Annotated in this window: 8 protein-coding genes, 1 tRNA gene and 1 pseudogene; 7 read left to right on the forward strand and 3 right to left on the reverse strand. The window is 47.0% G+C overall.

Annotation, left to right across the window (positions count from 1 at the left end):
* The first annotated feature begins 125 nt into the window (after positions 1–125).
* Positions 126–1,184 carry an alpha/beta hydrolase gene (locus tag NATSA_RS12410; protein ID WP_210512918.1) on the forward strand — a complete coding sequence of 353 codons (1,059 nt, stop codon included), beginning with the start codon at positions 126–128 and terminating at the stop codon, positions 1,182–1,184.
* 96 nt (positions 1,185–1,280) lie between these two features.
* Here NATSA_RS12410 and NATSA_RS12415 read toward each other — a convergent pair whose 3' ends face one another.
* Both NATSA_RS12415 and NATSA_RS15820 read right to left on the reverse strand, forming a co-directional pair.
* Positions 1,281–1,658: a DoxX family protein gene (locus NATSA_RS12415; RefSeq protein WP_210512919.1), complete on the reverse strand. Its 378-nt coding sequence runs from the start codon at positions 1,656–1,658 to the stop codon at positions 1,281–1,283.
* Between the two features lie 217 nt (positions 1,659–1,875).
* Positions 1,876–2,034 (reverse strand): annotated as a pseudogene (locus NATSA_RS15820) (PEGA domain-containing protein); the annotation flags it as partial.
* 216 nt (positions 2,035–2,250) lie between these two features.
* On the opposite strand from NATSA_RS15820, the gene NATSA_RS12425 reads away from it, so the two are divergent.
* From NATSA_RS12425 to NATSA_RS12435, 3 genes are all read left to right on the forward strand, one after another.
* Positions 2,251–2,574, forward strand: a complete 324-nt coding sequence (locus NATSA_RS12425) for a DUF4258 domain-containing protein (RefSeq protein ID WP_210512920.1) — start codon at positions 2,251–2,253, stop codon at positions 2,572–2,574.
* A gap of 7 nt (positions 2,575–2,581) precedes the next feature.
* On the forward strand, positions 2,582–2,791 hold the full coding sequence (locus NATSA_RS12430) for a hypothetical protein (protein WP_210512921.1): 210 nt from the start codon (positions 2,582–2,584) through the stop codon (positions 2,789–2,791).
* Between the two features lie 216 nt (positions 2,792–3,007).
* Positions 3,008–3,080 (forward strand) — tRNA-Arg (locus NATSA_RS12435).
* A gap of 212 nt (positions 3,081–3,292) precedes the next feature.
* Here the strand turns inward: NATSA_RS12435 and NATSA_RS12440 are convergent.
* Positions 3,293–3,631 (reverse strand): helix-turn-helix transcriptional regulator, encoded by a 339-nt coding sequence (locus NATSA_RS12440; protein WP_210512922.1) that lies wholly within the window; start codon positions 3,629–3,631, stop codon positions 3,293–3,295.
* 166 nt (positions 3,632–3,797) lie between these two features.
* Here NATSA_RS12440 and NATSA_RS12445 point away from each other — a divergent pair, with 166 nt between their 5' ends.
* The 3 genes from NATSA_RS12445 to NATSA_RS12455 are packed head-to-tail and all read left to right on the forward strand — an operon-like array spanning position 3,798 to position 13,596.
* A complete protein-coding gene (locus tag NATSA_RS12445) occupies positions 3,798–7,229 on the forward strand; it encodes a helicase-related protein (RefSeq protein WP_210512923.1) in 3,432 nt (1,143 codons plus the stop codon).
* Between the two features lie 6 nt (positions 7,230–7,235).
* A complete protein-coding gene (locus NATSA_RS12450; RefSeq protein WP_210512924.1) occupies positions 7,236–10,310 on the forward strand; it encodes a DUF1156 domain-containing protein in 3,075 nt (1,024 codons plus the stop codon).
* Between the two features lie 16 nt (positions 10,311–10,326).
* Positions 10,327–13,596 carry a DUF499 domain-containing protein gene (locus NATSA_RS12455; protein ID WP_210512925.1) on the forward strand — a complete coding sequence of 1,090 codons (3,270 nt, stop codon included), beginning with the start codon at positions 10,327–10,329 and terminating at the stop codon, positions 13,594–13,596.
* Positions 13,597–13,924 lie beyond the last annotated feature (328 nt).

Genomic DNA, 13,924 nt, shown 5'->3' on the forward strand with positions numbered 1-13,924 from the left:
TGTCAGTGATCAGATGTGTCAGTTAAACAGTGTGTCAGTGATCAGTGTGTCAGTGATCAGTGTGTCAGTGATCAGTGTGTCAGTGATGCAGGTAATCAGTTTAAAAATGCAGGTGCGGTGACGGGATGAGTGATTTTCAAAGTATACAAAGCGGGTTGATGCGATTGCCTGATGGCGGGTTGCGGAAAGTGCTGCTGACGTTGACGGCATTGCTGTTGTTATTCGTGTTCTGGCTTTTCCGTCCGAATGATTCGCTTCCGGTTATGGCGGATACGCCCGGACTTCCTGAACTGACGTTTGGTGTGGATGAGGCGCAGGAGGCGGTTCGGGCGCGGGAGCTGGATGCGGGTCCGCTGAAACCGGATAATCATGCAAGGATTGTCTGGAACTCTGATTATCGTGATCAGAGAGCCCCATGCAGCATCGTCTACATTCACGGGTTTTCGGCCAGTTACGGTGAAGGTGCGCCGCTGCATGAGCGGTTGGCGCGGGATCACGGGTGTCACCTTTACGTTTCACGGTTGCACGGACACGGTTTGCGGACGGATGAGCCTCTGAAGCGGATGGAGCCGGACTCTCTGGTCGCGGATGCCGCCCGGGCGCTGGCCATAGGTGATCTGCTTGGCGATGAGGTGATTGTTATGGGCACATCGATGGGCGGGACACTGGCGCTGCATCTGGCCTCGGAGTTTACGGATGTTGTTGACCGGCTGATTCTGCTGGCGCCGCTGATCGAATTTGATACTGCCGCTTCGGTCCTGTTTGACCGCACATGGGGGCAGCGGCTGATGCGTCTTGTTCTGCGTGGTTCCTATCTTGATGTGACACAAGACAATGATGATCACTCACGATACTGGTACGGGCGTTATCACATCCGGGCGCTTGGCGCTCTGAAGAAGATGGCTGAAGATCTGCTTGAAGAAGAGGAGGAATCGGTTTTTGAGCGCGTCCGGCAGCCGGTGTTTGTCGGCTATTTCTACAAGGATGATGACGAGAAGGATGAAGTGGTTTCCGTGGATGCCATTCGCGGTATCAAGGACAAACTGGGCACACCTTCCGGACAGAAAGTATTTGTTGCGTTCCCCGATGCCGGAGCGCATGTTATTGGTTCTTCTTACCGGTCGGCAGAGCATGATCAAGTGCGGCAGAAACTGCTCCGCTTTCTTGAAAAAGATTTTGACTGACGGGTAAGTTAGCGTCGAAACATATTTTAGTGTCGAAACACATTGGGGAGCAGGTGCCCGGCATCGGCACTCACAGCTCCCCGGAAAGGCAAAGTATTATTGTTCCTGTGACTGCTCATCCGTTGCCATCGATCCAAGCAGAAGGGCGCCGCCTGCCAGAGCAATATCCTTCAGCAGATTGGGTGCGGCATTCATGTCATTGATTGTGGCCGGGAGATGGATGGTGAGCACGAAGATAATCAGCATGAGTGCCAGAAGCTGCATCGCCAGTTTTACCCTGTTGTTCAGGAATATGCTGACAGCTGCGGCGATCAGGGCCAGGCCGGTCAGGTAGACCCAGAAAACTCCGCCGGGAATAAAAGCGGGAACCATTGCCGCCATGTCCTGTCCATCCAGAAAATGAAAAATCCCAAAAATCAGAAAAGGAATTGCAAATAAATATTTACCTGCGTTTGCCATCATTGCTTTATCCATAACTACCTCCGTTTAATGTTAGGTTATGCTGCATACCGGACAAACTGCTGCTCTCTAATATGTTATAATACAACTATATAAAGAAAAAAAAAGTTTAAACTCATCTGTATTTGCAGCAGCCGGATTTCAGGAAATGCGAAGGGGTATCCAGTTTATACATTCCACCAGTGGAGGCATCGACTGCCAGTCCGACATGGCAGTCAAATATGATATTGCCTCACACCCATCCGGAAACTTCCTGGTTGAGTATCATTCCACAGGACTCATAACCGTCCATTTTAACCTTGATCGTATGTGAGTAGTCACGTGAGAGATCCTGAACTACCGGACTTGAACCGATATTTACATCATTGATGTAAACAAACGCACCTGACGGAGAACTTGAAACTCACAGCTCCCGGGTTGTACCATGAACAATTGTACCGCATGCAGGTAAATAGAGCAGAGCAGCAGCAAGGATTGTGACAGTTCATACTTCTGATAAAATGAGACGAATTACCACGATTTGTCTCTGTATGGTTGCAGATAATTCCTTTTCCGGTATTATTCTATAAACAGGAACTACAAAGATACTTGAAATGGAGAATCCGAATTGAGCGATTTTTTAAATACCATTCGTCATCTGATAGCTACAGGAGACATAAGAATATCAGACCATGGCTATGATGAGCTTGCTGAAGATGGGATAACTGTCAAAGAGTTACTTGGTGGTATTGATGAAGCTCAGATTGTGGAAGAGTATCCGGATTATCCAAAAGGAAGTTGTATATTACTTTTGCAAAATGATAAACATGGCAACCCCGTTCATGTACTATGGGGAATACCGAAAGGATATGACAAACCCGTTGTTTTAGTCACATCATACAGGCCGGATCCGAAACGTTGGGATCAAACATTCTTGCACAGAATTAAATAGACATATTATGGTAAAGAAAAAGACAAAATATATTCATGCTGGCCGATATGTGGCTGAAGTGGAAGTTGAGTTGATTGAAAGCGAAGATGAGTGGGCACCTTACCTGAGTGTTGAAGATGCAACCAGGCTTGATGATGTCCGGGAAGCGTTGCAAAGGGAAGACATGGAAACCGCTTCACGGTATGGTCGTATCTATAAACTCGAGCCCATTAACTAATCAAAGTGTTGTTGCCTTAATAAAAGGGGTAAAGCAAACAAAATTACTTATCATATTTTATGCGAACGGGTAAGAATTTGCTGCTTATATTCTTAGATGATCGACTGCACAGCAGAAATGCAAGTTCATTCATTAAAAGGCAGTTCCGGCACTTGTGCTAGCAAGATATCAGACAGCTAACAGGCCGGGAATTTTTTAAAAAAACATCTTATTCTTGACCCCATAGTTCAACCGGATAGAACAAGAGCCTCCTAAGCTTTAGATCCAGGTTCGAGTCCTGGTGGGGTCACTTATTAACCGTACATATATTATTTGTTTTCAAGTAGTTAGACACCCTTATATATGATCGGTGTAAAACAATTGTAAAACAAAGTCCTCTTTTTCTATTGGGTCCTTCTGACCTGTCTTATCCAAGACACACGATCATCAATCTCAGGGCAAACTGGACACGTTGCGGTGAAATACCGAGTATTGTTGCCGACCTCTGCTTATCGACTTCATTCATTCGCCATTCTGTCTCCTATTTTGCTCTAACCATTCTTCGATGTCTGTATTGAACCACCCCACGCAGTTGTGACTAAATTTTATCCTTTTGGGAAGTCGCCCTTCTTTTTCCATTCTCCACAGAGTGGGTTTTGTGACAGATAGCATCTTGCTTAGCTCACTTGGGCGAATGATATGTTTTTGGGGTGGCTTCGGTTCGTTTTTGACCACAGGTTGATTTACTACTCGTTTTTGCTCCAGCTTTTTGATTTCATCCAATACCTTTGCAAGCTCTTCCCGGACTACTGCCCGAACCTCTTGTTCTATGACTTCTCGTATATATGTATCAAGGTTCATCATCTTCCTGTTTTTTGTTGACGGTCTGACTGTGAATCATGCTTTAGAGTGATTTTAGCTCAATATACATGGGCATTTTATCAGTTGAACAGTCGCTTTATCTATTGCAATCACTTGCTAATCAGCTATATTGTAACTTTGCCAGTTACTTGTACTTGCTTAACACATGATCGTCAAATTGGAGACTTCGCTAAAAACCGGACATATCGTCAAGAATCTTATCCCGAATGAGCCTGTCAAGATCATAGATATACAGGAGGCAGGTGAGGTGCTTCTGATTGATTACATTGGGCTTCATTCTCGCACCTCAAGCAATCATGCATTGCAAAAAGAACGGATCCAAGAGCTTCAGGTGGTAAGTCAGGATGGTACATTTACTTTTGACGGCAACCCGCAGCACTTTAAAATTTTTGCCGAAGCCGAGCGGGTTCACGCTGCCTATCAGTTTGACCCGCTATTTGCTGTAAACTGCAGCCTTGTCGATCCACTGCCGCACCAGATTGAAGCGGTCTACAAATTTCTGCTTCCACAGCCAAAAATTCGATTTCTGCTTGCTGATGACACCGGAGCCGGTAAAACCATTATGGCCGGCCTTCTGCTTAAAGAAATGATCCTCCGTGGCCTGATCGAGCGTATCCTGATTGTTGTGCCGGGTGGGTTGACCAAACAGTGGCAGATCGACGAAATGGGGATGAAGTTTAACCTTCCCTTCAAGCTGGCCGACCGCGCTGCGTTCAACTCGGATCCTTCGATATTCTATTCCTCTCCCCGTCTGGTCACTTCCCTGGATTTCATCCGCAGCGAAGATGTCTTGAACAGCCTTTCTTCTACTCGTTGGGATATGGTCATCGTCGATGAGGCACACAAACTCTCGGCATTCGAGTACGGACGCAAACGATACATATCCAAACGCTATGACGCCATCCACACGCTTTCAAAGCTCTGTGAGCACCTGCTTCTTCTCACAGCAACACCGCATCGTGGGCGCAAGGATACGTTTAAATACTTGATGCAGCTGCTTGATGAAGATATTTTTGCATCAGATAACCTGGTTACGGACCGAGTCCAAGAGCTGACCAAAGAAGGTGTGAATAAGTTCTTCATCCGGCGGCTTAAAGAGGAAATGCGGGACTGGCAGGAAAATCTGCTTTTCAAAGAGCGGCAAACCAGAACGGTTCAATACCGTCTTACTGACGAAGAAAAAAAGCTTTATGATGCTGTCACTTACTACCTGACCAGCAAGCGAAAAGAGGCGCATGACAGCGCTAATATCCATGTTTCGCTTGCATTGATGGTCATGCAGCGAAGATTGACCAGCTCGATTTATGCGATCCGCAGGACCCTGTATAATCGTTTCCAGGCACTACAGGGATTACTTGAAGAGCTTAGAAAGAATCCGGATCTGTGGAAGCAAAGACAAAAGATGGACCTGGGGATCGACAACCCGGATGACTTTGACGATCTGGATGATGAAGAGCGCGAAGGCCTTGAAACCATTTTGTCTGATCCTCGAAAATTCAAGCTTTTCACCACAGCTTCCAGTCCAAAGGAAATTCGAGAGGAGATGGAGCAGGTCAAGGATCTGTATGAACTGGCCGACCGGCTCTACAGTCAGCAGCAAGAAGAACAGAAATACCGGAAGTTACGCGAACTATTGTCATCGCAGGGGGTTTTGGACCAGGAGGAAAAACTGGTTTTGTTTACCGAGCACAAGGATACGCTGGAATACCTTAACAAACGCCTGACACAAAACGGTTATCACGTCGTGACTATTCATGGTGGAATGAATGTGGATCAGCGTCAGGAAGCACAGCGCCAGTTTGCCAGCGAAGCCCAGATTCTGATTGCCACCGATGCGGCGGGTGAAGGGATCAATCTTCAATTCTGCCGGCTCATGATCAACTGGGACATTCCCTGGAACCCCAACCGTCTGGAGCAGCGGATGGGAAGAATTCATCGCTATGGTCAAAAAGATGATGTGATCGTTTTCAACCTCGTGGCCCAGAACACACGGGAAGGTAAGGTCCTCGAAAAACTCCTGACCAAACTGGATGCCATACGGGAACAGATTGGGGATGATCGTGTATACGATGTTATTTCTGACCTGTTTGATGATGTGGGCCTGGATGAAATCGTAGCCGACTATTTCGATGGCGATACATCACATTACACCGACTCCATTGATACCCATGTAACAGAGCAGCAGGTTCGTGACCGCATAGCAGAGCAAAAGAAATCACTGGCACATACCAAGGTCGACTATGCTCAGGCTCATCTGCTTAAAGAACATTCCGATGAAAAGCGACTGCAGCCAATCTACATACGTATGTTTTTCGAGCAGGCTTTTAACGCGTTGGGAGGGCGTTACAAAAAAGAGACCGGGGACGTTTTTCGCGTCGAGCATCTGCCGGAGCAGATAGCCAAGGAACTACAGCAAACATATCACTTTTCCTCCGAAGTGAAGAAGATGCGATTCTGCTTCGACAAGGACGTTTTCTTGAAGACGCAAAAGAAGGTGAGCCTGGGTTCTTTGTTCTATATCAACCCGGGCAATCCGCTTTTTGACACGCTGCTAACCATTGTACGCCAAACTTACCGGGAAGAAGCACTGAAAGGTACGGTATTGGTCTCTCCGACGAAAAGTGACTCGGGGTATGCCTTTCTGGTTAAGTCACAACTCACCGATAACCGGCCGACCCGGCAACATCAAAATATTGTAGACGAGCAGATATGCCTGGTCATGCAGGGTCATGATGATGAATTCCGGGTGACCTCACCAGCCCGCATCATTGACTTGCACCCCCCGGTCAATTACGAACTACAGGTAGACAGCCCGGAGCAAGTGACTCAGGTTCAGGTGCGAAACTGGGTATTCAGTAATGTAACCCAACCACAGCTTGAAAGTGCCAAGGAGCGGATTCATGGAGATGCCATTCGGCGCAAAGAATATCTGGAAAGTGCCTTCCGGCAAGTAATTGTAGATCTTACGGCTGAGATGGAAGGCCATCAGCAGCAACTGTTGATCGGCAATAACGCCGGGGCAGAAGAGAAAATCAGTGATCTGCGTAGTCGCATTGACCAGTTGCAGCAAAAGCGAGCCGAACGCCTGGAGAATATTGACCAGATGCTGACCATCAACCCCAAAGCCCCGGAAGTAATAGGATGCATCTACCTGGTCCCGTTAACCGAAATGCAGTTTAAAAACCACTACGGCATGAGCCGGGACGATGAAGCCGAGCAGATTGCCATGACAACGGCCATGCAATACGAAACAGACCAGGGCCGGGCCCCTGAAGATGTGTCGGCTCAAAATGAGGGATATGATATTCGAAGTACGGACGAGAATGGGTTGAAGCGATATATCGAAGTAAAAGGAAGAAGCGCTGATGGCGGAGTGATGATCAGCGAAAATGAGATGAACCGTCTGGCGCAGCTCGGTGACACGGCATGGCTGTACATTGTAACTCACTGTAAATCCAAACCTCATTTGAGTGTCATAGAAAATCCCGGAAACCGGTTGAAGTTTCAGGTTAAGAGCAAAGGGATTCAGTATTTTGTCCCGGAAACCGAATGGAAATCAAAACAAGAAAATATTTAGAAGGTTATGTCCCAGGGACCCAAAAAGCTTATTGAAGTAGCCATGCCCATCCGTGAAGTGTCCGTGGAAAGCGTGCGGGACAAATCCATTCGCCACGGACATATCTCTACATTGCATCTTTGGTGGGCACGACGACCATTGCCGGTTTGTCGGGCTGTGGTATTTGCCAGTTTGGTCCCTGATCCGTTAGACCCGGAGTGTCCGAAAGCTTTTAGAAAAGCCGTAGACGCGATACTGGGGCGTTCCGTAAGCGGCGACCCATATCGGCCTTATGAAAACATTCCCTGGACAGTTGTAGACGACCCGATGGAAGATAACCTGCGTAATCGGCTCATGATGTTTATTGGCAAATTCTCGGATCGATTCATTCAAAATGAGAGAGTCGGAAAGAACACGCCGGTCAAAGATCAGATCAGTGAATACAGTCTGATCAAATGGGAAAGCCGCCACAATAAAGAGGTCCTGCACCGTGCCCGTAAACTGATTTGGGTGGCATATCATTCCGGAAGCAGTCACGAGGATGCTGATGCGCTTCTAACCGAATATGAACAATACTGGAATAAAATCGAAGAAGCCGAGTCCCGATACTATACACTAATCGATCGCGACCGGGAAACTCCTAAGGTGCAGGATGCTAAATTAGCCGTAGATGAAGCGATTGCAGCTTTTCAAAACCGTATGCCTTCGGTTTTTGACCCCTTTGCCGGTGGAGGAGCCATTCCACTGGAAGCGGCCAGACTGGGCTGCCGCAGCTACGGAAATGACCTGAATCCTGTAGCCCATATCATTCAGCGAGGCAGTGTCGAGTTTCCTCAAAAGTTCGGCAAACCCATCCGCTTTAGTCGCGAACGGTTCATTACCCGTTATGGTAAAGAGGCGTGGCGCAATCTGCCGCAAGAGGACCTGCTTTATGAAAACGGAGGCGATGCAACCGGCGTCTATATCGCCAACCGGCTTGCTTTTGATGTGGACTTTTATGCCCGGAAACTGCTGAAAATGGCAGAGGAGGAAATCGGCCATTTCTATCCGGAGGATGAGCACGGCAAAAAGCCCATTGCCTATTACTGGGCTCGCACTGCGCGATGTGCCAACCCCAGCTGCCGGGCTGAGGTGCCGCTGTTGAAACAGTTTTATTTATGCAAGAAAAAGGATAAAAAAGTCTATCTAAAACCAATAGTTGAAGAGAAGTCCATTCGTTTTAGAATCGAATATGGCACATCAAATGACGAAGCTTGGGTAGAAGGGAACTCTCTTAGATGTCCATGCTGCGGTAATATTACACCTATTAAACAGATTAAAGAACAGTCGCAAAAAACAGGTCTTGGGCTTTGGCAAATAGCAGTAATTGAAAATTCAAGTAGCGGTAAGAGATACAGACTGCCGAATGAAGAAGAGTTAAAACTTGCTAAACATGAAGTCATTCAAAAGTTGGATGAAAGTTTGATTCCCCAAGAAGACATGATTATCACTCCTGATATGGTAAGTGGAAGAGGTTGGGGTATTACAAAATGGAAAGACCTGTTTTCCCCCCGCCAACTACTGGCCATACAAACATTGATCCAGAAGCATTCTGAAATCAAACAAGAGCTTTTTGCTGACGTCAATGATGACTATGCCCAATCAGTTGTTACTTATCTTGCGATTTTGATTGATCGTATTGTCGCTATTCAAACATCATTCGGTAGATGGCATGTTGGAAGAGAAACCTTAGAACATCCATTTGCACGACAAGCTATACCAATGATATTTGACTATCCTGAGGCAAATATTTTTAGTAGCACAACTGGAGGTTTTAAAAATCAATTATTTTGGATTGTAACTTATATCGATTCAGAATCATGGAATCATTTTCATTCAGTCTGCAATAATTCATCAAGTGGCGACATAAACCAGTTTCCTCATAAAAGCATCACAGCGACTGTTACGGATCCGCCCTATTATGATGCCATTGCTTATGCCGATATTTCCGATTTCTTCTACGTTTGGATGAAACGGACCTTAGCCGATATGTACCCTCTCAATTTTGCCACGCCACAAACTCCAAAAACCGAAGAATGTACGGCTCTGAAGCATCATCACAGTGGTGAAGTCAAGAAGGCTTATCAGCATTTTGAAAATAAGCTTAAAAATATTTTTTCGGCGATTGAGCATCAAACCTCGGACATTGTAAGTATCATGTTTGCTCACCAAAGCACAAAGGCCTGGACTACACTTTGTAATTCTATCTTGGGGGCAAATATGAATATCACAGGTAGTTGGGCTATAGATACCGAGATGGCAAATCGATCGGTATCTATAGCTGGAGCAGCTCTTGCCTCATCAGTGACTGTATCGTGCCGACCCACTAAAAAATCGGGTTTTGCCAGTTTCCAAGAGGTGCGCACAGCGGTCACCGAAGTAATTCGTAAAGAAGTCAAAGAGCTTTATGATATGGGATTCCGGGGAGCGGATCTGCTGACCGCTTGTTTTGGTCAGGCTGTGAGCGTATTTGGTGCCTACGAGCATGTAGAGAAGAATGACGGTAGTGAAGTAAAGGTCTCCGAGTTGTTGGCATTAGCAAGAGATGCCGCCTTCCAGGCGATTATAAGCGACATCGAGGCCGATGAATACACCCGGTTCTACATTGGATGGTGCAACCTGTTCGGCTTTACCGAAACGCAGCATGACGAGGTGAGGCGAGTTACTCAAATAGGGCTGAGCCTGGATGTGTCCGATCTTGAACAGCATCATATCTTACAGAAGAGTGGGAATTCGCAACAACTGATGCCTCTGGAAGACCGCATCCAGTACAACCCGAAATTAGGCACAAATAAGTCGGAGTGGATGCTGAATCACATTCATCGTGCCATGTATCTCTTCAACAAGGGTAACCGGGATATGCTGATCAGCCACTTGCATACTATTGGAGCAACCAATGGTAGCAGCTTCTGGCGGGTACTCACCTCACTTTCAGAGGTCCTGCCGGGTGGTACGGATGATTTCAAAGCAGCCTCAGAACTAATGGCTAACCAGAAAAATCTGGTCCGTGAAGCCTTGAACTATCAGGCACGGCAGGGAGAACAGTCACAACTCGATTTGTAACAAGCAGGAGTAGATTATGAAAACGGCTGGATCAATACCGATGGATAATATTTACAAGGCACTGGGAATCTTTATTGAGGCCATGCGTCCTTATGTGGTGGCAACATTGCAAAAGCAGGCCGGTGACGACTGGGCAAAGTGGTACTTTGAATCCCTAAGTGAAAACCAAAAACGTGGTTGGATCGAAGCACAAAGCAGCGGGACTTCGGATGAAAACCTGATTGATTTTCATAATCTCAGGGGCTTTGGCATCAAATACAAAGACCTGCTAAGAGGGGACTTCCAAAGAAAAGTCAACGATCTGCCCACCTGGCTCGGCGAAATCGCCGATGTGCGCCACAAATGCACACACTATCAGGAGGTCTCAGAGCGTCAAGTTACCAGGGCATTTGAGAACATGATCATGATTGCCGAACATGCCGGCATGGATGATGTTGTATCGCGGATTCGGGAGCTTCAAAAACAACCGTCAAAAAAAACAGCTTCTAAACCCTCTCCTGATACCTCTGCAACAAGCAAGGGGGAAATTCTGCCCTGGTTTATCCAGGTGACCCCGCATATGGATATAAAGCAGGACCGTCTCGACGAGTCGGTCTTTGCAGCTAATCTGGCAGAGGTGGCTTTGGGTAGTGGCCGGGAAGTCTATCGCAATCCCGGAGATTTTTTCAGCAAAACCTACTTCACCAAAGGATTGCGCACATTGGCGCGTCGGGTCATTGCCGGACTTAACGGCGGTGCCGATGCCGATAACAGAGTCATTTCCCTGCAAACAGGGTTTGGCGGCGGGAAAACGCACTCGCTCATCAGCCTCTATCACCTTGCCCGACTTGGGAAAAAAGCCGAAGATGTTCAGGATCTTTCAGATAGCCTTGGCTCAGAAATTCAATGGGAGTATGATCAGGCCAACATTGCCGTATTCACCAACGCGACCAATGATCCCACTCAGGGCCGTGAAGTAAGCGATGGGTTTCGCATTAAAACGATATGGGGAGAGCTGGCGTGGCAATTAGGCGGGCAAAAAGCTTACCAGATAATCCGTGAAAACGACGAGCAACGAATTTCACCGAAAGGTCTTTTCAAAAAGGTCTTACAACAGTCTGCGCCCAGTTTAATCCTGATTGATGAGTTGGCCGATTATTGCCATGCAGCAAGCGGTGTTGCTGTGGGCAAGTCTTCCCTTGGCGATCAGACCATCAGTTTTACCCAGGAACTCACCGAGGCCATAGCATCGGTAGATCAGTGTGTACTGGTTGCAACCCTGCCGGCCAGCGCTTACGAAGTCGGATCAACCCAGGAAGCCTCACGCATACTCGATAGTCTGGTTAGTCGGTTCGGACGTGTGGGCGCCGACGCCAAACCGGTTGATGATGAAGAAATATTCGAGGTTATCAGAAGGCGTTTGTTTGATGACATCGGTGATCCTGCCAGTATTGAAGCGGCCATAGAGCAGTATTCTGAAATGTACCGGGCGTTATATCAAGAGTTGCCCAATCATGCCGCCCGCATCGAGTACAAGGAGCTGATGATAAAGTCTTACCCATTTCATCCGGAGCTTGTCGATGTCTTCCGCAAACGCTGGGCGGCCCACCATGACTTCCAGCGAACCCGTGGCGTGCTGCGGATTCTGGCATCGATTGTTGCAGACTTGTGGAGTCGCCAGAACAGTCTGACCGGTTCGAATTACCTCATACACACCTCGGATGTTAATCTTGGAAATCTTGATGCTCTGGCCGGTCAGCTTAAGAAATTGCACGGCAATGGATACGATGCTGTAATGACGGCCGATGTCACCGGAAAAGGATCAAACGCATTTTCTGTGGACAGTGAAAAAAAAGAATACGGGAAATATAATTTGGCACAAGGCGTGGCCACCACGGTCCTGCTTAACAGTTTCGGCAGCCAGGGCGCCAATAAAGGGATCGGACTTGATCATATTAAGCTCTGTGCCCTGAAACCGGATTCCTTCAATCACAACAGCATCAATGCCGTATTGGATGAGTTGGAGGGCTCTGCGCATTACCTTTATTACAGCACAGCGGGGACATCGACCAAACGGTACTGGTTTCATACCAAACCCAACATCAACATACTGGTGACCAAGGCAGCCAATGATGTGGCGTCAGCCAATTTGGAAACCGAAATCGTTGAACGCGTTGAGCAGCATAGCCGCAATGTTACCAAGTTATCGGTCATCGCCCCCGGGAACACCGACATTCCCGAACAGAAAAAGCCTACGCTGATCATCCTGCATCCCGGATATGCGGCTGACATGAACCAGCTTAACGGTCAGGTTCGTAAAACGGTTCAGCAAATTGCTACAAAGAAGGGCAATAATGAGCGTATTTACCGAAATACGTTGCTGTTCCTCGCCTGTACCGACCACGGGGTGTCTTCACTTAAAAGTGAAGTAAAAGACTTTTTGGCCTGCAAAAAGATTCTCAATGAGTACCAGGACCAACTCGAAGCTGATCAGAAAAGCGACCTCCGGGACAGAGTCAAAGATGCCTCCGAGAAAGTAGAGCGTGCGTTGGTGTCCGCCTATACCCTTGTGCTAAAGAATCGCAGCAAAGATGGGTTACAACATATTTTACTGCGTGATTTCCGCAACAGTCTTAGTGAGCAGATCAGTACCGTCCTTTTCGAAAAGCTAAAAGAGGAAGAGTGGCTCCTGGAATCTGTAGGATTTCATTTACTAAGTAAAAACAGCCTTCTGCCAGAGCGGGATCATCCAGTGAAAGCCCGTGATATTTACGAGGCCTTTCTCCGGTATGATGACAAACCCATGATTACCGGTCCGGACACGGTTCAACAAAGCCTGCTTCGGTACTGCCGGGAAGGTCGATTGGCCATAGCTGCTGGCGATGGTCAGGATTTTGACCAATACTACTTCAAAGAATCACCCCCTTACTTTGATTTTTCAGACGAAAGTTATTGGGTTGTTCACAAAGACCAGGTTCCAGAAGAGGGTGAGGTTCCGGAAGATCTACCATCTGGAAACATACCGGATGGACAAAGCGGGACAGAGGATTCAGGAGGCACGGATAAGCCCGATATAAAAGAAGATCACAGGGTGATTCCGGAACTTACCATCAGCGGTAAAGTTGATCTGGCCAATTATAACCAGCTTTTTTCAAGCTTTATAATGCCACTGCGCGACAATAATGTGGAAATTGAAATAACAATCCGGGCCAAGTCAACCGAAGCCAATCCCATAACGGAAAATAGTCAGCAATACAAGATAGTCAGGGAGTCAGCCAGGCAGCTGGGGCTGCGCTTGGACGAGTAGATGAGTGTGTTATGACACCTTTAAATGAATGCGCCATTGCTTACGATTGCAAAATTCACAAGGCTACATTTCATTCTTAATAAAATGATAATTTTTATTTGTAATCCACGTTTACAATATGTAGATTATTATTAGACATGACCTCATGGGCTTCGGTCCATGGGACGGCTTGTGGGCATTGCCTACAAGCCTTTTTTTTATTACCAGAATCCGTGAGTTAAATTGGAAAAAAATACAATAACATCAAGTATTTCATGAGTTTATCTGATTTTGTATCTTCACCCAACAGGTGAAACAAAGAATCGAAAGACATAGATGGTCATGGATA

It is taken from the genome of Natronogracilivirga saccharolytica (assembly GCF_017921895.1).
Lineage (GTDB): Bacteria > Bacteroidota > Rhodothermia > Balneolales > Natronogracilivirgulaceae > Natronogracilivirga > Natronogracilivirga saccharolytica.